18 protein-coding genes and 1 pseudogene are annotated in these 18,090 nt (G+C 36.5%); all 19 read right to left on the bottom strand.

What is annotated here, in order from left to right:
* Window positions 1-111: 111 nt before the first annotated feature.
* On the bottom strand, window positions 112-573 hold the full coding sequence (locus MHH71_RS07940; RefSeq protein WP_018764280.1) for a YpiF family protein: 462 nt from the start codon (window positions 571-573) through the stop codon (window positions 112-114).
* Window positions 574-737: 164 nt separating this feature from the next.
* Entirely contained in the window at window positions 738-1,274 is a 537-nt protein-coding gene (locus MHH71_RS07945; protein WP_003206504.1) for a ReoY family proteolytic degradation factor, read from the bottom strand.
* A 73-nt stretch (window positions 1,275-1,347) separates the two neighbouring features.
* Window positions 1,348-2,610, bottom strand: coding sequence for a tetratricopeptide repeat protein (locus MHH71_RS07950; protein ID WP_006094302.1), 1,263 nt, complete (start codon window positions 2,608-2,610; stop codon window positions 1,348-1,350).
* 121 nt (window positions 2,611-2,731) lie between these two features.
* Window positions 2,732-4,015 carry a 3-phosphoshikimate 1-carboxyvinyltransferase gene (aroA, locus tag MHH71_RS07955; protein ID WP_371399184.1) on the bottom strand — a complete coding sequence of 428 codons (1,284 nt, stop codon included), beginning with the start codon at window positions 4,013-4,015 and terminating at the stop codon, window positions 2,732-2,734.
* 331 nt (window positions 4,016-4,346) lie between these two features.
* Window positions 4,347-5,459 (bottom strand): histidinol-phosphate transaminase, encoded by a 1,113-nt coding sequence (gene hisC, locus MHH71_RS07960; RefSeq protein WP_006094298.1) that lies wholly within the window; start codon window positions 5,457-5,459, stop codon window positions 4,347-4,349.
* A 14-nt stretch (window positions 5,460-5,473) separates the two neighbouring features.
* Window positions 5,474-5,825 (bottom strand): annotated as a pseudogene (aroH, locus tag MHH71_RS07970) (chorismate mutase).
* Complete coding sequence (aroB, locus tag MHH71_RS07975; protein WP_003206512.1) at window positions 5,822-6,913, bottom strand: 3-dehydroquinate synthase; 1,092 nt, start codon at window positions 6,911-6,913, stop codon at window positions 5,822-5,824. Before aroB ends, aroH begins: the two are co-directional and overlap by 4 nt.
* Window positions 6,913-8,085: a chorismate synthase gene (gene aroC, locus MHH71_RS07980; RefSeq protein WP_033798766.1), complete on the bottom strand. Its 1,173-nt coding sequence runs from the start codon at window positions 8,083-8,085 to the stop codon at window positions 6,913-6,915. The genes aroB and aroC overlap by 1 nt, the downstream gene beginning before the upstream one ends.
* 517 nt (window positions 8,086-8,602) lie before the next feature.
* Window positions 8,603-9,049, bottom strand: coding sequence for a nucleoside-diphosphate kinase (gene ndk, locus MHH71_RS07985; protein ID WP_003206516.1), 447 nt, complete (start codon window positions 9,047-9,049; stop codon window positions 8,603-8,605).
* A 125-nt stretch (window positions 9,050-9,174) separates the two neighbouring features.
* A complete protein-coding gene (gene hepT / locus MHH71_RS07990; protein ID WP_003206518.1) occupies window positions 9,175-10,137 on the bottom strand; it encodes a heptaprenyl diphosphate synthase component II in 963 nt (320 codons plus the stop codon).
* 32 nt (window positions 10,138-10,169) lie between these two features.
* The gene (locus MHH71_RS07995; RefSeq protein ID WP_006094292.1) at window positions 10,170-10,883 is read right to left on the bottom strand and encodes a demethylmenaquinone methyltransferase; all 714 of its coding nucleotides are present in this window, start codon (window positions 10,881-10,883) and stop codon (window positions 10,170-10,172) included.
* Window positions 10,884-10,913: 30 nt separating this feature from the next.
* The gene (locus tag MHH71_RS08000) at window positions 10,914-11,669 is read right to left on the bottom strand and encodes a heptaprenyl diphosphate synthase component 1 (protein ID WP_006094290.1); all 756 of its coding nucleotides are present in this window, start codon (window positions 11,667-11,669) and stop codon (window positions 10,914-10,916) included.
* 383 nt (window positions 11,670-12,052) lie between these two features.
* Complete coding sequence (gene folE, locus MHH71_RS08005; RefSeq protein WP_003206523.1) at window positions 12,053-12,622, bottom strand: GTP cyclohydrolase I FolE; 570 nt, start codon at window positions 12,620-12,622, stop codon at window positions 12,053-12,055.
* Between the two features lie 122 nt (window positions 12,623-12,744).
* On the bottom strand, window positions 12,745-13,017 hold the full coding sequence (locus MHH71_RS08010; RefSeq protein WP_001043860.1) for an HU family DNA-binding protein: 273 nt from the start codon (window positions 13,015-13,017) through the stop codon (window positions 12,745-12,747).
* 352 nt (window positions 13,018-13,369) lie between these two features.
* Window positions 13,370-14,848 carry a stage IV sporulation protein A gene (spoIVA, locus tag MHH71_RS08015; protein WP_016114091.1) on the bottom strand — a complete coding sequence of 493 codons (1,479 nt, stop codon included), beginning with the start codon at window positions 14,846-14,848 and terminating at the stop codon, window positions 13,370-13,372.
* 247 nt (window positions 14,849-15,095) lie between these two features.
* Window positions 15,096-15,806, bottom strand: coding sequence for a hypothetical protein (locus MHH71_RS08020; protein ID WP_026008435.1), 711 nt, complete (start codon window positions 15,804-15,806; stop codon window positions 15,096-15,098).
* 109 nt (window positions 15,807-15,915) lie between these two features.
* Window positions 15,916-16,119, bottom strand: a complete 204-nt coding sequence (locus tag MHH71_RS08025; RefSeq protein ID WP_016114089.1) for a DUF2768 domain-containing protein — start codon at window positions 16,117-16,119, stop codon at window positions 15,916-15,918.
* A gap of 564 nt (window positions 16,120-16,683) precedes the next feature.
* Window positions 16,684-16,935 (bottom strand): stage VI sporulation protein F, encoded by a 252-nt coding sequence (locus MHH71_RS08030; protein WP_018764271.1) that lies wholly within the window; start codon window positions 16,933-16,935, stop codon window positions 16,684-16,686.
* A 116-nt stretch (window positions 16,936-17,051) separates the two neighbouring features.
* Window positions 17,052-18,074, bottom strand: coding sequence for an NAD(P)H-dependent glycerol-3-phosphate dehydrogenase (locus tag MHH71_RS08035; RefSeq protein ID WP_006094267.1), 1,023 nt, complete (start codon window positions 18,072-18,074; stop codon window positions 17,052-17,054).
* Window positions 18,075-18,090: the final 16 nt, after the last annotated feature.

Raw genomic sequence — 18,090 nt, forward strand, 5'->3', positions numbered from 1 at the left:
TCCCCTCGTGACAAAACAGTATAAAAAAATAAAAACTAGGACACTATCATGATATAATACCCACATGCGCAGGTCAATATCATACTACTCATAATCATAAGAACTATCTGCTTATTTTTTATTTTCCCACTTTTCTGTTAATAATTCCATTATATTTTTTACATGCGCATGAATTACTTCTCTTTTCGCTTGATCACTAAATTCCTCTAGCGACAAAGCAGGTAACCAAAACAAATGACCTGGTAACGTATCTACACCCTCTTTCCATGCAAAGTCACTTGTAACATAAGCAATATGTTTCAATCCTTGCTCCTGCAAATGACTTGTCCAATCTTGTAAACGCCCTTTCTCTTGCTTTTGCTGCTCCGTTAAGTACGTAAACGGCGGTAACAAAAGCACTCTCCCTTTATATTCTCTTTCTAACTCCATGCTTAAAGTTTCAATAAATTCCCCTTGCGCTACAACACTCTTCATTTCTTTTGCTACTGAAATAGAAAGAAGGGGTATAATACCAGTATCCACATACTCTCTAGCTTGTTCAAATTGCTCCGCATCTTTTACAGCCCATTTCATCATAATTCCCTCCTTTGCCCATTATCTCATTCTAAATGACAGAACTTTCACTTTATATCTATTAAACCATACTAAAACAGGTAAAAAAAGAAAAACTACCTATATTAGGTAGTTTTTCTTTAAATAGTTAGAAATTTGTCAAAATTGAAGAAAATTATCATTCCCTACAAACTTTTCAATTCCTCTGTTAACTTACAAAAAGCTTCCTTATCTTGATTGTCCAGCGCTTCATCAATTTGCTTTAAAAGTCGATCTCTTCGAAATGAAAATACACTCTCTTCTAAAAATCGTTCTGCAAGTAAACGATCTTTTTCATTTACTTCAATATGCTTTGGCAAGTACGGATTTTCTTCTAATACTGCTACATAATTTGCATTTTGGAACGATGATTTAAAATTAAGTTGAATATAAATATCCTCATCTCGATTTAAACGAATGTCATGAAATGATTTTTCTGCATCCGTCGTCATAACATTTTGTTTAAAGAAGTGAAACGGTGTATCTTTCACACAATTTGCTGACATCACTAAACCACGAGGGCAATATTTTGCATGTTCTACGAAGTGGACTTTGTGCATTAATTGATCATGACTCATTAAATAATTTAAAATCCATACACATTCACGCTGTTTCAGTTGATAATTGTTTAAAAACCATTTTACAAAATCCTTCTTCTCGTTTACAGAAACAGGGGTATTCATAGCGCTCAGTCCCTCCTCTGTCTTTCTCTTTTCTTATTTAGATTCAAGAAGCAGCATTCACTTTCCTTCCAACTTATGAAAAATCCTCTAAATTATATAGCAATTCTTCGATGTGAATTTGTGTTGGATCCAGTTGTAGTAAGCGTGTAAATACTTCTTTCGCTTCTTTTCGCATCCCTTCTTCTAATAGGAAATAACCGTACTCTTCCAAGAAATCCGGATGATTCTTAAAAGAAGTATATGCACTCTCATAGTGTTTTAATGCATCAGAATACATTTCTAATTGTTTTTTCGCAAATGCCAGATCCCAAAGTAATTGTGTATCTTGTTCTCCACTATCCATTGCATTTTCTACAACAACAATTAGTTCTTCATATTTCTCTTGTTCTTTTAAGATATATGCATATTTTAATATCGTACCTAAATGTCCTGGATCAATCTGTAATGCTTTTTGAAGCAATTCTTCTGCTTCTGCTAATTTCCCTATCTTCGCTGCAATATTTGCAAGTTCTACATAAAGAGGCACAGATAATTCATCAATTTTAATTCCTTCATGAAGTGTTTCATAGCTTTCTTGAAGCATTCCTTCTTTTTCATAACATTTAGCCAAATACATATATAAGGATGCATATTCTGGGTCTAGTTCTTTTAATTCTTTCCAAGCTCCAATCGACCTTTGATACTCTTCACCTTGATAAAGTGTAAATGCATACCCAAATAAAGAATGAATATCTTTTTGTTCTTCTAATCCTTCTTCATAGTACGTAATTGCTTCTTCCCAGTTTCCAATTGCACTTAGCGTTTCAGCTAAGCGAAGGGCAATTACAACACCTCCCATTACTTTGTGATCAGAAAGTAATGACTGGTAATAAGCAATCGCTTTTTGCTCCTCACCTTTACTGCTATAAAGTTCTGCTAGTCCAAAAGTAATAACAGGCTCTTCTGGCATCATTTCTTTTGCTTTTAATAGTTTTTGCTCTGCAACATCATCGAAGCCCTGCATTTGAAATAGATCCGCAACAAGTAGTAAAGATTGAACATACAGTTCATCGTCTTCAGAGATATCATGAAGCACTTCAATTGCCTCATCTTCTTTATCTAAATCAATATATAATTCTGCTAAAAATATTGTAAACTCACTTTCTTCTGGATATAACAAACGTAAATCTTCTGTAATCGCTAACGCTTCATCAATAAATCCAAGCGTATGATAGTAGCGAGCAATATCATACTTCTCTTCATCTGTCCCTTGTTTTACCAATTCTTTTAATTGTGTTAATCCTTTTTCCGCTTCCCCATTTTCAATATAAGAAACAGCCTGTTCAAACTTTTGCATAAATGTCTCCTTTAATTCTTATAATATTCTCTTCTGTTCATTAATCATAAACAACTGTTGCCATGTAAGCAACTCAAAGAAGCAGAAAAGAATCTTCCCAAACTGAAAAGATCCTTTTGCTTCACAGAGATTCTAACTGCTCAAAAAAATTCGGATAGGATACAGCAACTGCATCACCATTTTCAATTTGCATTTCTCCTTCTGCTATACAAGACGCAATTGCAAGCATCATGCCAATGCGATGGTCCCCATGACTATTAACAATATTCCCTTGTAACTTCTGATTCCCATTAATAATCATACCATCTGGTGTCGCTTCAATTTCCACTCCCAGTTTTCGAAGCTCATCAACAACCGTATTGATGCGATTCGTTTCTTTTACTTTTAACTCCTCTGCATCTTTAATAATTGTTGTTCCTGTCGCCTGTGTCGCCAGTAAAGCAATAATAGGAATTTCATCAATTAACCTTGGAATAAGTGAACCGCCAATTTCAATTCCTTTCAGTTCAGAAGTTTCAATTGTAATATCTCCACATGGTTCAAACTCTTCATTTCGAACATTACGAATTGAAATAAGCGCTCCCATTTCTGATAACACATCCAGAATCCCTGTTCTTGTTGGATTTAAACCAACATTTTTCAATACAAGTTTACTATTTGGTACAATTGCACCCGCTACTAAGAAAAAGGCAGCTGAAGAGACATCACCTGGAACCTCTATTTCCGTTCCTACAAGCGATTGCCCCCCTTGTAAAGAAACAGTTCGCCCTTCTACATTCACTTCACAACCAAATGCACGCAGCATTCTTTCCGTATGATCACGAGATTGTAACGGTTCTGTTACTGATGTCACCCCTTCTCCTTGCAATCCTGCAAGTAAAATAGCTGATTTTACCTGCGCACTTGCTACAGGAGAATGATAGTGTATACCTTTTATGTTTCCTCCACGAATCGACAACGGCGTATATTGTCCATCTTCCCGACCTTCAATTTGTGCATCCATTTCACGAAGAGGGGCTGTAACACGTTTCATAGGACGTTTTCCAATAGATTCATCCCCAATTATAGTACAATGGAAAGGAGCATTCGCTAAAATACCAAGCATGAGACGAATAGTGGTTCCTGAGTTCCCTACATCTAGCACCTCTTTCGGTTCCTGTAATCCAGCTAATCCTTTTCCATATACAATGACATCGTTACCATCTTGCTCAATCATTATTCCTAATTTCCGAAAGCAAGCAATCGTACTTAAACAGTCTTCTCCTAATAAAAAATTTGAAATTTTTGTTGTTCCCTCTGCTATCGCTCCAAACATCACAGCGCGGTGTGAAATAGATTTATCTCCAGGCACAGCAATCGTTCCATTCAAACCATTTTTCCGCCTTATGAGTCTCCTCATTTTTATCACCCCTATTAAAAATAATATATACTTTTGTACACCTATATCATCTCTATATATCCATTTTGATTTTCCAACATATAAGTCGCGGCTATAAAAACAAAAGAAGATCCCCACTCATTTTCTCTCTTTGTTTTCACTTGGCATGGGACTGACTGAAAAAAGCTCTGACCGCTTCTATGCACGACCGGATCCTCTCTCCCTCCTAAAAAGAAATGTTTTATGGCGGTTTTCCAATTTGTATGTATATATCTTTATTGTACTGCTTTCCTTCTTCATCGTGCAAATATGTATAGCCTAAAGAAAACGACTCCTATAATGGGAGCCGCGCCTTTTCTTAAGAATATGTTTCTTCTTTCTTTTTTTGCTCTTTCACAAGTTCCGTCAGCAATTCAATAATCTCATCATTCTCTTCTTTTAAACCAACAGTAATACGAATACCATCTGGCAAGCCAAACGCAGCACCTGAACGAACAATATACCCTTTTCTCATTAATCTTTCAAATGCTTCATTACCAGGAATCCCAAGCTTTAAGAATATGAAATTTGTTTGTGATGGATAGTAAAAAACGTCGTACTCCTTACAGAACGTATAATATTGATTTAATCCTTCAGCATTTTGCTTCACGCACTCTTGTAAAAATTCTTGATCTTCTATCGCTACCAAACCAACAGCTTGTGCAACAGCTGATGTATTAAATGGTAATCTTGCTACTTCTAATTGCTGTATGAGTTTTTCATTCCCTACAGCATAACCAATACGAAAAGCAGCTAAGCCATATGCTTTTGAAAATGTACGTAACACCATGAGATTTTCATACTCTTCAAGAAGTGGCAATGTTTGTGGATACTCTTTCGCTCCTGCATATTCATAGTATGCTTCATCCATAATTACGAGTGTTGACTTCGGAACCGCCTCTAAAAATGAAAGTAATTTTTGCTTTTCTACATATGTTCCTGTTGGATTGTTCGGATTACAAATCCATACGATTTGCGTTTGTTCATCAATTTGCTTTAGCATCGTGTCCAAGTCATGAATACCGTCCTTAAGTGGCACTTCACGAACCTCTGCCCCTTCAATTACAGCATGGTGATAGTATTGTGAAAATGTTGGATTTGCCATCACAACATTTGTACCTTTTTCTAATAAAGCGCGACTAACCATTTGAATTACTTCATCCAGACCGCTACCAAATAAAAGTTGCTCTGGTTTCACATGAAGGTGTGCGGCTACTTTTTCACGAAGTTCAAAAGCTGCTCCATCTGGATATAAAGCATATTGTGTGCTTAATGAAGCTAAAGCTTCCGTTACACGTTTTGAACAGCCGAACGGGTTTTCATTAGATGCTAATTTTACAATTTTAGATAATCGATATTCTCTTTTTACTTCTTCAATGTTTTTGCCAGGTACATATGCTTTCAAAGTTAACAATTGCTCTTTTACTCTCATTTTGATTCCCCCTGTCATTTTACTAGATCAGACCGCAGTACAATCGCCTTTTCTACATGCATACACTCTACTTCATGCTGCAACTGTCTTGTCGTGACTGTCATCATCACACGAATACACTTCTGCAAAGCATTCGGTACATCTATTTCTTTTACACACATCACCGGTAATAAGTAAAGCCTTCCAAGTCGCTTCCTGAAAACATGCATTTATGTCAGCTGTTGTAGAAATTAACACCGATACAATATCAGCCGGATAGATTCCATTGTCATTTGCTATTCTCTTCACTAAACGCTCTGTTGCAGTCAATATCTCCTCAGCTTCATTATGTTCGACTGTAATCGCGCCGCGAATTGCGCGAATCAAATAGATTCCTCATCTCTTTGAAATGCTTCTAATGTAGTATGGACAGTCTCATCTGAAATAGATACGACATTCACTACCCCATATTCCTGCATAAGTACCATACGAATTATTCCTGCGTTCGCTTTTTTATCTTGCTTCATCACTTGCACAAGACGTTCTATATTTAGATTCCTTGGCATATGTGGATAACCATACTGAGAAAACCACCGCTTAATTTCCTTATAACCAAGGTCTACTTTATAAATTTGTTCACTTAAGAATATCGCGAATAACATACCAATTGCTACTCCATCACCATGAGTAATTTTCCCATACCCCATCTCTTTTTCAAGAGCATGTCCTAATGTATGTCCAAAATTCAAGTGAGCACGCACACCTTTTTCAGTTTCGTCTTGCGCTACAATATTTGCTTTTACAGGAATTGCTCGCTGTAATATATAAATTAATTTTTCATCCCGTACATCTTCTAATGTTTTCACTTCTCGCTTTAACCAATGATATAATTCAACATCACCGATAAAAGCATGTTTAATCGCTTCAGCAAATCCTGAACGCCACTCTTTTTCCGGTAATGAATTTAAAAATGGTGTATGATATAGAACTGCTTCTGGCTGATGAAACGCTCCTATCATATTTTTTCCTAGAGGGTGATTAATGGCAACTTTTCCACCAACTGCGCTGTCATGTGCCAGTAACGTTGTTGGAACTTGAATAAAGCGAATACCGCGCATAAATGTCGCCGCAACAAAACCAGCTAAATCACCGATCATTCCTCCTCCAAGTGCAACAACTAAAGAATGTCGATCCATCCCATTTTCAAGCGCTGACGTATGAGCCGCATAAAAGTTTTCAAATGATTTTTCTTTCTCTCCACTTGGAACAACAAATGAAAAAACATGTTTTTCTACTTGCAATGCATCCATAACTTCTTCTAAATGAAATGATGCGACAGATTCATCAGAAATGACCATTACATTAGAAACAGTCGGTTCCATATTTCGAACAAGCGCTGTCAAATGTGACAACGCATCTTTTCCTACATATACATCATACTCTTTAGACTGCGTCTGAATATGTATTTTCTCCATTAAAATTCCCTCGCATATTCATTATGTTTCTTAATATTTTCACGAATACAATCCATACGATCTGCTCCAAATTGTTCCACTAAAGCTACTGCTAGTTCCCATGCAACAACTGCTTCCGCCACAACACTAGCTGCTGGTACAGCACAACTATCAGAACGTTCAATGCTCGCTGAAAAAGATTCTTTCGTATCAATATCAACACTTTGAAGCGGCTTATATAGCGTTGGAATGGGTTTCATGACGCCGCGTACGACAACCGGCATACCTGTTGTCATGCCACCTTCTAATCCACCAGCATGATTTGTTCGTCTCGTATACCCTTTTTCTTGATCCCAAAGAATTTCATCGTGCACTTGACTTCCTGGCTTATGTGCCGCTTCAAATCCAATGCCAATTTCCACACCTTTAAAAGCATTTATACTCATTACTGCCGCTGCTAATTTCGCATCGAGTTTTCGGTCATAATGCACATAACTCCCTACTCCAATTGGCATTCCCTCTACAATCACTTCAACAATTCCACCAATAGAATCTCCACTTGTTTTTGCATCATCAATTGCCTGCATCATCTTTTTAGACGCTTCCTCATCTAAGCAACGAACCGGGGATGCTTCTGTAATTTCTTCTAGTTGTTCTATTGAGTCATATGTAAGCTTTTCTGCCTGCACACCGCCAATTTCAATTACATGTCCAGCAACCTTTACACCTAACTCTGCTAAAAGTCTTTTCGCAACAGCTCCTGCTGCAACTCGAACTGTTGTTTCACGTGCTGAAGAGCGTTCAAGTACATTTCTCATATCACGGTGTCCATATTTAATTGCACCATTTAAATCAGCATGACCAGGTCTCGGTCTTGTAATTTGTCTTTTCATTTCTTTTGCTTCTTGTTCAGTTAACGGATCTACTCCCATAATCTTTGTCCAATGGGTAAAATCTCGATTTTCGACAACGAGTGCAATTGGAGACCCTAGCGTAAGTCCATGTCTAACACCACTGACAATTTGTGCTTGATCTTTTTCAATCTGCATACGTCTGCCACGTCCGTAACCTTTCTGCCTTCTTGCTAATTCTTCATTTATATCATCTGCTACTAAAGATAACCCTGCTGGAATACCTTCTAAAATTGTCGTAAGCTGCGAACCATGAGATTCACCCGCTGTGATGTATCGCATCGGATATTCCCCTTTTCTTGTAATTATTTTATCCCACATTAATGATAGGATGAGGATCTGACCGCTTCTACGCATGAGCGGATGCTCTCTCCCACCTAAAAAGAAAGATTTTATGTCGTCTTTCAAGTTGTATGTATATATAGTGAAGATATAGGATTTCCCTATTTTCTACTATATAACTCCATTTTGTTTTTTCAACATATAACTCGTTGCTATGAAAAACTAAAGGTGACCCGCACTTCTCGCTTTGTTTTCACTTGGCATGGAGCACGAAGAGGGGCTGACCGCTTCTACGCATGAGCGGATGCTCTCTTCCACCTAAAAAGAAAGATTTTATGTCTTGTTCAAAAGTTATTCTTCCTTCATAGAGGTTTTACTTTATGTATCAATATATCATACCGAGCCTTACTTCGTAACTATTTGAAACTAAAAAAGTGCAAGAAGAGTATTTACACTCTCCTTGCACTTTTCACTATTACCACAGTAATTAAAGCGTTTACAAATTATTTTAAAATAATTAGTAAATCCATTGATTCATTAATTTTGAGTAGTCTACTAATTCTTCTTCTTTAAAGAAAATACCAATCTCACGTTCTGCACTTTCTAGAGAATCAGAACCATGGATAATATTTTTCGCAACTGTTACACCAAAATCGCCACGAATTGTACCTAGTGCCGCTTCATGAGGTCTTGTTTTACCCATCATATTACGAGCAGTATCTACTACACCTTCCCCTTGCCATACCATTGCAAAAACAGGACCAGATGTAATGAAATCTACTAATTCACCAAAGAAAGGTTTTTCTGTGTGCTCAGCGTAATGTTTTCCTGCAATTTCTGGAGTAACTTGCATTAATTTCGCACCAACTAATTGAAAGCCCTTTTTCTCAAAGCGAGCTACAATTTCCCCAATGAAGGCACGTTGTACGCCGTCTGGTTTTACCATTAGAAATGTTTTTTCCATAAAAAATCTCTCCACTTCTGAATTATGTATGTAATTGTATATCCCCACACACATATTAACACCCTTATCACAATTGTGCAATAGTTTTGAAATAGAGAGATTTTTTTATTTGTAAAAGAAAGTCATTAAAATTTTCGTTTTCCAATATACTTTGCAACATTTTGCAACGCATATTTTGCCTGTCCACGTGGCAAAGGTTTTATTACCTCTAATGCTTTATGTAAATAACGTTCACTAAATGCAAATGCCCGATCAATTGCTGGACTTGTTTTAATATCGTGAATAATTTCTTTCATCTCACTTGCAGTTGTATTTTCATGTACGGATACAATTTTTGCACGAAGCTTTGGATCTTCCATTGCATACAAAGCTGGAAGTGTGACATTTCCTTGCAATAAATCTCCACCAGCAGGTTTTCCTAATTTTTCTTCTGTTGAAACGAAATCTAAAATATCATCAATAATTTGATACGACATTCCAACAAAATAACCATACCAAAACAAACGATTTACAGTATCACGACTTGCCCCAGAAGCAATAGCTCCCAACTGACAACTAGCCGCAATCAACAATGCTGTTTTTCTCTTAATCCGTCGTAAATACGTTCTTAAATTTTGATTATAATCATACTTATCCTTAATTTGTTCGATTTCACCCTTACACACTTCCAAAATTGTATACGATAATGCCTGGTGAGCTTCTGGAACTTCTAAATTCGTAATGCACTCTAGAGACTTTGCAAACAAATAATCTCCCGTATACATCGCAATACGATCTCCCCATTTTGCATTTACAGTTGCACTACTTCTTCGTAAGAGCGCTGCGTCAATTACATCATCATGAACAAGCGAAGCCATATGGATGAGCTCTAGAGCAACTGCAACATGTTTAATTGCATCTAACTTGTAGTCTCCGAATTTCCCCGCAAGTAGCACAAATACAGGACGAATTCGTTTACCACCAGCTTCGATAAGCTGTAATGCCGCATCTTCTATTAGTTGTTGCTCTGAGGCAACAACCTTTTTTAATTCTTTTTCTATTACATCAATATCCGATCGTAAAAAAGAGTACATAAGTTGTAACTTCATATTGTTCACCTTAACCTAAAAACGTCTTTTTTCTATTTTAATTTCGGTTTTAATCCTAAGTGCATAGCTGCTACACCAAAAGTAAATGGTTTCACTTGCACATGCTCAAGTCCTGCCGATTCAAACATCTTCACTAATTCTTTCATCCCTGGGAATGTGCTAGCAGACTCCTGAAGCCATGAATATTCCTTATAGCTTTTTGCAAACATTTTGCCAAACAAAGGCATAATGTATTTGAAATACAAAATATACATCTGGCGAAAACCAATCATCGTTGGTTGAGATGTTTCTAAACAAATCACTTTCCCGCCTGGCTTTACTACTCGCGTCATTTCTTTTAATACATGCATATAATCAGGAACATTACGTAATCCAAACCCAATTGTTACATAGTCAAATGTATTATCTTCAAATGGAAGTTCCATTGCATTTCCATGCAGAAGCTCCACTTGCGTCAATCCTAATGCCTTTACCTTTTCTTTACCGACAGATAGCATATTTTCACTGAAGTCTAAACCATGTACCTCTCCGTTTGGACCAACAGCATTAGCAAGTGCAATTGTCCAATCAGCAGTCCCACAACACACATCTAACGCCTTACTTCCAGGTTGTACATCCATAATTCGCATCGTTTCTTTTCGCCATGCTTTATGCCTTTGAAAACTTATAACTGAATTCATTACATCGTATTTATCAGAGATTTTTTCAAATACGTCATGTACTCTTTCTTCTTTTGATTGTTGCATGCGCTTACCCTTCTTCCAATATAAAATTGCTTATGTTTTCAATTTATCTTTTAAAGCGGAAACTATCTCATCAATTTCTTTATGGCTTTGAAGAAATGATTTTTCTTGTTCATCCATTTTTTTCAACCACTCTGTAAAGACCGCTTCCACATTTCTGTCATCATCATTTGATAGAGTTGCTTGAACCGCTTGAAAAACAGGTGCAGTTTTTCTTTTAGCATGCAATTGATACTCTTTTTGAAGACGCTTATTCCCTAGCATATATGCTATAAACGGTTTCCAATGTGATAAATGAAAATGATCACATGTTTTTTGTAAAAGTGCCGATTCGATTGTCATAACACTTTTGACTACTTCATCAGCTGTTTCATATGCCCTCTGATATAACATAATTTTATGTTCATTAATTTCTTTAATCCCTTCGGCAAGTGCACGAATTAATACAATATCACAATTCATTGAAAGTAAATAATAATACAGTCCACTATAGTAATCACCTGCAAGTACTGTAAGCTGACGACGCTTATGAAATCCACTTGTTTCTTCATCTGCTTTGTTTGATACTTTTTCATGTGTATCAAGAGCGATTTGTACAAGCATAATCGTTAAAACATAGTGATCAATCTGTTCTTTATGTAAATTTGCATTTTTTAAAGCAGCGTATAAAAGCACTACCTTTTCTTCATCAATAAATGGTTCTTCAATATAGTTTATAAAATAAGGATGGCGCAGTTTTGATAGCAACTGCTCCTTTATATCCGCATACCCTCCGTAGATGTCACACACAAAAAATCACCCTTGTTTTCTAATTCATAAAACCTATTATAACACATACATTCTATTTTCTATAACCAAAACTTGGGGAATCAAGATAAACTATATGTTAGATTTCTATTCATACAATACGCATAAAAAACAAAAACTCATTCACCTATAAGTTTATGGACAGCTATCAAAATATATGTAATTTTTTAAAGACTATATCTCTCACTCCATAAACACACATTAAAATGGAATTCTCATTTCTCCTTGCTCATTATAAGAATTTAGATTTCACAGGCAGTAATCCCCACCTAGTTTTGTTGGATACAGACAGTATTTCCTACAAACAACCGGAATCAAAAGTAAAATAATATAAATAAAAAAGAAAAGCAGTTTCCCGCTTTCCTTTACTTTGCCTTAATAAAAGACAAAATTTCGCTACGTGCCGCTGCATCATTTTCTAACACACCGCGCACTGCTGTAGTTACCGTTTTTGCACCAGGCTTTTTCACACCGCGCATTGTCATACACATATGCTCCGCTTCAACAACTACCATAACACCATGTGGTTCTAGCACTTCCATAATAGAATTAGCCACTGTTGACGTAATACGTTCTTGAAGTTGTGGACGACGTGCAATTGTATCTACAGTACGAGCTAATTTACTTAAACCTGTTACTTTTCCACCACGTGGAATATATGCAACATGAGCAACTCCGTAAAACGGAACAAGATGGTGCTCACACATCGAATAAAATGGAATATCTTTTACTAATACAAGCTCCTCGTGCTCTTCTCCAAACACTTTATGCAAATGCTCCTTTGGATCTTCATGCATACCTGAAAATACTTCTGCATACATTTTCGCAACACGTTTCGGTGTATCAAGTACTCCCTCACGATTTGGATCGTCTCCAATTGCCTCTAGAATAAGACGCACTGCTTGCTCGATTTGTTCTAAGTTAACTTTTGCCATCCGCTTAACCCTCCCGAAAAACCTAAAAGTGATACGAACACATTCTAGCATATTTATGATTTTAAAAGCAAAAAGAAGAGTTTCCAAAAAGGAAACTCTTCTTCCCTGTTAATATGTAAGGATTATTTAACCGCATCTTTTAACGCTTTACCAGGTTTGAATGCAGGTACTTTACTTGCAGCGATTTCAATTTCCTCACCAGTTTGTGGGTTGCGTCCTTTACGAGCCGCACGCTCACGAACTTCGAAGTTACCGAATCCGATCAATTGTACTTTATCACCTTGTTTTAAAGCTTCTAAGATAGAATCAAAAACAGCGTCAACTGCTTTTGTTGCGTCCTTTTTAGAAAGGGAACTTGCTTCTGCAACAGCATTGATTAAATCTGTCTTGTTCATGCCATTCACCTCCTCCCAAAGATAAGACTGTATAATGATCATAAAATGAGTCTTACTTTCATTTGTAGGCAATTTTTACAAATTCTATACTACAAAGATGTAGATAAATCATTATCAACGCCTATATTATACGATTCTCCTGTATAATTCAATATTTTTAAAGAAATTGTTACCTCGAAAATGTGAAAAAACGATGAAACTTGACAATATGCTACAAAGTATTAGATAATGGCTATTTCTTTTCTCCTCTCCACCTATCTTCCTCACTTTTCTCTGAATCTTGAGACTGGAGTCTTACAGCCTGCAAATAGCGGGATAAAAAAGTAAAAACCCCCTGCTCGCAGGGGGCTCCTTATAAAATAATGGCAATCAATCCGCCAGATCCTTCGTTAATAATTCTTTCTAGCGTTTCTTTTAATTTGTAACGAGCATTTTCAGGCATTAAAGACAATTTTGCTTGAATTCCTTCTCGAACAATTGAACTAAGCGAGCGTCCAAAGATATCAGAATTCCATATAGAAAGCGGATCATCCTCAAAATCTTGCATTAAGTAGCGGACAAGCTCTTCACTTTGCTTTTCAGTACCAATAATTGGCTCAAATGTAGATTCAACATCAACTTTAATCATATGAATAGACGGTGCAACCGCCTTTAATTTCACACCGAATCGCGATCCATGACGAATAATTTCTGGCTCATCTAGGCTCATATCAGCTAAGGCCGGCGCAGCTACGCCATATCCTGTTTGTTTGACCATTCTTAAAGCCTCTGAAACTTGATCATACTCCGTTTTTGCATGAGAAAAATCAAGCATAAGCTTTAATAAATGATCTTTCCCTCTAATTTCTACACCTACAACTTCTTTTAATATTTGATCGTACAATTCATCTGGTGCATATAAATCAATCTCTGCAACGCCTTGCCCCATATCAATCCCAGCTAAACTCGCTCGATCAATAAACTCATATTGACTAAATTGCCAAACAACACGATCTACATCACGAAGCCTTTTTATATCTTTAACTGTCTCTTGAACAGCTTCTTGATAACTTTGACGTAACCAATGTCCCTCATTTAATACCATAACCCAGCTTGGTAGATTCACATTCACTTCCAAAACAGGGAATTCAAATAAAGCTTCACGAAGTACATTGTAAACATCTGTTTCTCTTAAACTCTCCACACTCATTGCTAATACAGGAATATCATGCTCCTCTGATAAACTTTGACGTAACTGTTCTGTATCTGGATGATACGGCTGTACTGTATTAATAATCATGATAAACGGTTTACCCACTTCTTTTAACTCATTGATAACACGTTCTTCTGCTTCTATATAATCTCGTCTTGGAATTTCTCCAATCGTTCCATCAGTTGTAATGACAACCCCAATAGTAGAATGTTCTTGAATCACCTTACGCGTTCCAATTTCAGCAGCCTCATGAAACGGGATGGGTTCTTCATACCAAGGTGTATTAATCATGCGTGGGCCATTCTCATCTTCATACCCTTTCGCTCCAGGAACCGTATAACCAACACAATCTACTAATCGAATATTTACTTCAAGACCGTCATCAACATGGATGGAAACCGCTTGGTTTGGAACAAATTTCGGTTCTGTTGTCATAATTGTACGTCCAGCAGCACTTTGAGGTAATTCATCTTGTGCTCGCTGACGATCTGAATCATTTTCGATATTTGGAATAACAACAAGCTCCATAAATTTTTTAATAAACGTTGATTTCCCTGTTCGAACAGCTCCTACAACCCCTAAATAAATATCACCGCCTGTGCGCTCAGCAATATCTTTAAAAATATCGACCTTTTCCAAGTGATTCCCTCCCTCAAAATTTTTGGGAATAATCCAATTTGTATTCACATACAATATCCTTCACTGATGTTTCCTATCATATGAAATAACATAAAAATATTCTAGAAGTGTGGACAATATATCATATGATTTTGTCCTAAATTCATATGACTATTTAAAAAAAACTTTTTGTTTGCATCATAAGTTGTAATACATGAAAAAACCTTTCTTCTAGAACTTATTCGCTAGAAGAAAGGTTAATGACTTATCATTTAAAAAAAATTGGTTCTCCGTTTCTTACTGTATACGGTAAAGAGTATGCGGGCACAAATGGTGTATCTTTTAAAAGCATATTACGAATATCTTCCCCCTCTTTCAACTTTTCTCCGTTTTTTTGTAACATTTCATATAAATCCATTCGATAATCAACAAAAATTTCCCCTTTTTCATTAATTACAAGCGGTAATCCTTTTCCAGAATATGGACTTGTCACTTGAGGCACATCTTTATATCCCATCTTTTTGAAATCTAGCTCATAAACACCATCTGCAATAACCTTTTTAAAGGGAGGATATTGATGTTCATCACGATACATTTGCAATTTCAACTTAACATCCCGAATTTGTTCTGCCATTCTTACATCGATTAATTTTACCGTTGGATTTGTTTCTACATCTACTAATACATATTGATATACACCACCACTTTCATATGCATTTCCAGGTGCTTCTTGTATATAACGTGGTGCAATTTTTTGAAAATCAATTGGATATTTTTGATAAATTGGTGTGCTCATATCACGCGTTTTAATTGGCAATAAACCATTATTTTGTTCCTTATATGTATTGACTGCCTTTTGTACAGCTTGCAGCTGATCTTCATAAGGGACAGCATTCTGTTTCATATTTTCTCTAGGATACATACATCCTGACAAAAGGCTTATACAACAAAATATTAAAATAATATAGTTTTTTTTCACAGTCAATCCATCCTTTATTTTCTCGCTCACATCTATTAAATCTTGTTTATTCATTTCCACCTACCTCCCCACAATCTATTTGAAAACAAAGAGTGGCGATTATTCATTCTTATTGTTCGACTGGCCCACTAAATACAACGAGGAAAATAACAATCCCAGATACAACCATAAGTGTATAAGCAACCAGCGCTGTAATACCTTTCAAAATTTTATTCTTTATTTTATGCCTACTTAATAAAATAAAAGCTACTGCAATAAACATGAATCCCATTGCTCCTAAAGAAAACCACATTTTTATAAGTCCTTCAGACATATACCCACCCCTTAATTATCAATCTATTTTTATACTATTTTAACAAATTAAAAATTTTAAACAAATAGAAAAATAATATAAGACCATTCTTTTTAGCTGGTAGAGAGCATCCGGCCATACATAGAAACGGTTAGATCCTTTTCCTGCCCCATGCCAAGTGAAAACAAAAGGAGAAAGCGGGTGGAGACTCCCTTTTATTTTCACAGCTGAGACTTATATGTTGGAGAATATTTATGTATACGTACAAATTGAAAAAGCGGCAGAAAGCGTTTCTTTTCTGGCGGAAGAGAGCATCCGACCATGCATAGAAGCGGTCCGACCCTCTTCCTGTCCATGCCAAGTGAAAACAAATAAATAAAATGAGTGTAGGTCACCTTTCGTTCTTCATAATGGCGAATTATATATTGGAAATTCAAAATGGATAAATGTAAATAAAAAACAAAAATAAAACCGAAGCGAATGTATCATCTTCGCTTCGGTTGACCAAATACGCCCACAAACAGCTCCAATCCCATTTCTTCATAGCTATCGTATGCAATCCTCGAACCCTTTGTTTCTCATGCTTTATTTTTTAAACATTTTACTTAACGAGCTAAAGTCTGTTGGCATATTATTATTAATAATCGCTTTTACAATTTGATCTTCTTGCTCTTTTGGTACCTCTCGCCCTGCCATTACTGCGACCTGATGGATTAATTGGCGTAGTATTTTCTCATCGCGTAAATTTGCATTTTGTACAGATGATGCTAATTTAAAAATATCGTCTTTATTTACTTTCGCTTCTTTTTCAATATTATTGAAAATGTTATTATCCATTTTCTTCACCCTCTCTTCAAGTTACAATCCATCGTATGCAAAAAGAAATAAATGGTGAAAAAACCCAGAAAAATAAAAAGCTGTATACGTGCTTTTTTCACGCATACAGCTTTTATTTACAATAAATCAGGTATCGCTTCAACTTCATGTTTACGAACACGCCCCATCAATGACCCTACTGCATCTTTCACATTATTTCCATTGAATAGTACATCATATAAGGCTGCCGTAATTGGCATTTCAACTTTCATTTTCTCAGCCATCTCATATGCAGCTTTCGTTGTTCGTACACCTTCAACTACCATACCCATACTATCTAATACTTCTTCTAATGAATACCCTTTTCCAAGCATATTTCCCGCACGCCAATTTCGACTATGGACACTTGTACAAGTTACAATCAAGTCACCCATTCCCGTTAAACCAGCAAATGTTAACGGATTACCACCCATCTTTCTTCCTAAACGAGCGATTTCCGTTAAACCACGTGTCATAAGAGCTGCTTTTGCATTATCACCTAATCCAAGGCCATCCGTTATACCCGCGGCTAGTGCAATAATATTTTTTAATGCCCCACCGAGCTCTACTCCGACAATATCAGGATTCGTATATACTCGGAAATAACTATTCATAAACAAGTCTTGTACTTCTTCAGCTGCTTCCATACGTTTAGCAGCTGAAGTAACAGTTGTCGCTTGACGAAGCCCTACCTCTTCCGCATGGCTTGGTCCTGATAGGACAACAACATCCCGAATAAGATGCGCTGGAATTTCTTCTTCAATCATTTCTGAAATACGTTTTGAAGTTCCTGGTTCAATCCCTTTACTTGCATGAATCCAAGTAATTGGCTGTGAAACAATATCTTTCATATTTTTCAATACTTCTCGATACGCTTTCGTTGGCACGACTAAAAGTACTGTATCTACATCTACTAATGCCTCTTCTAAAGAAGAGTAGGCTACGATTGTGCTTGGCAATGTAATTCCTGGGAGATACCGGCTGTTCTCATGTTTCATATTGATTTCATCCATGAGCTCCGAACGATTTCCCCAAATACGTACATCATGACCATTGTCAGCTAATACCATCGCTAACGCTGTGCCCCAGCTACCTGCTCCTACTACTGTGATTTTTTTCATAAAATCACATCCTCTC

Source organism: Bacillus sp. FSL H8-0534 (assembly GCF_038005885.1).
GTDB lineage: Bacteria > Bacillota > Bacilli > Bacillales > Bacillaceae_G > Bacillus_A > Bacillus_A pseudomycoides.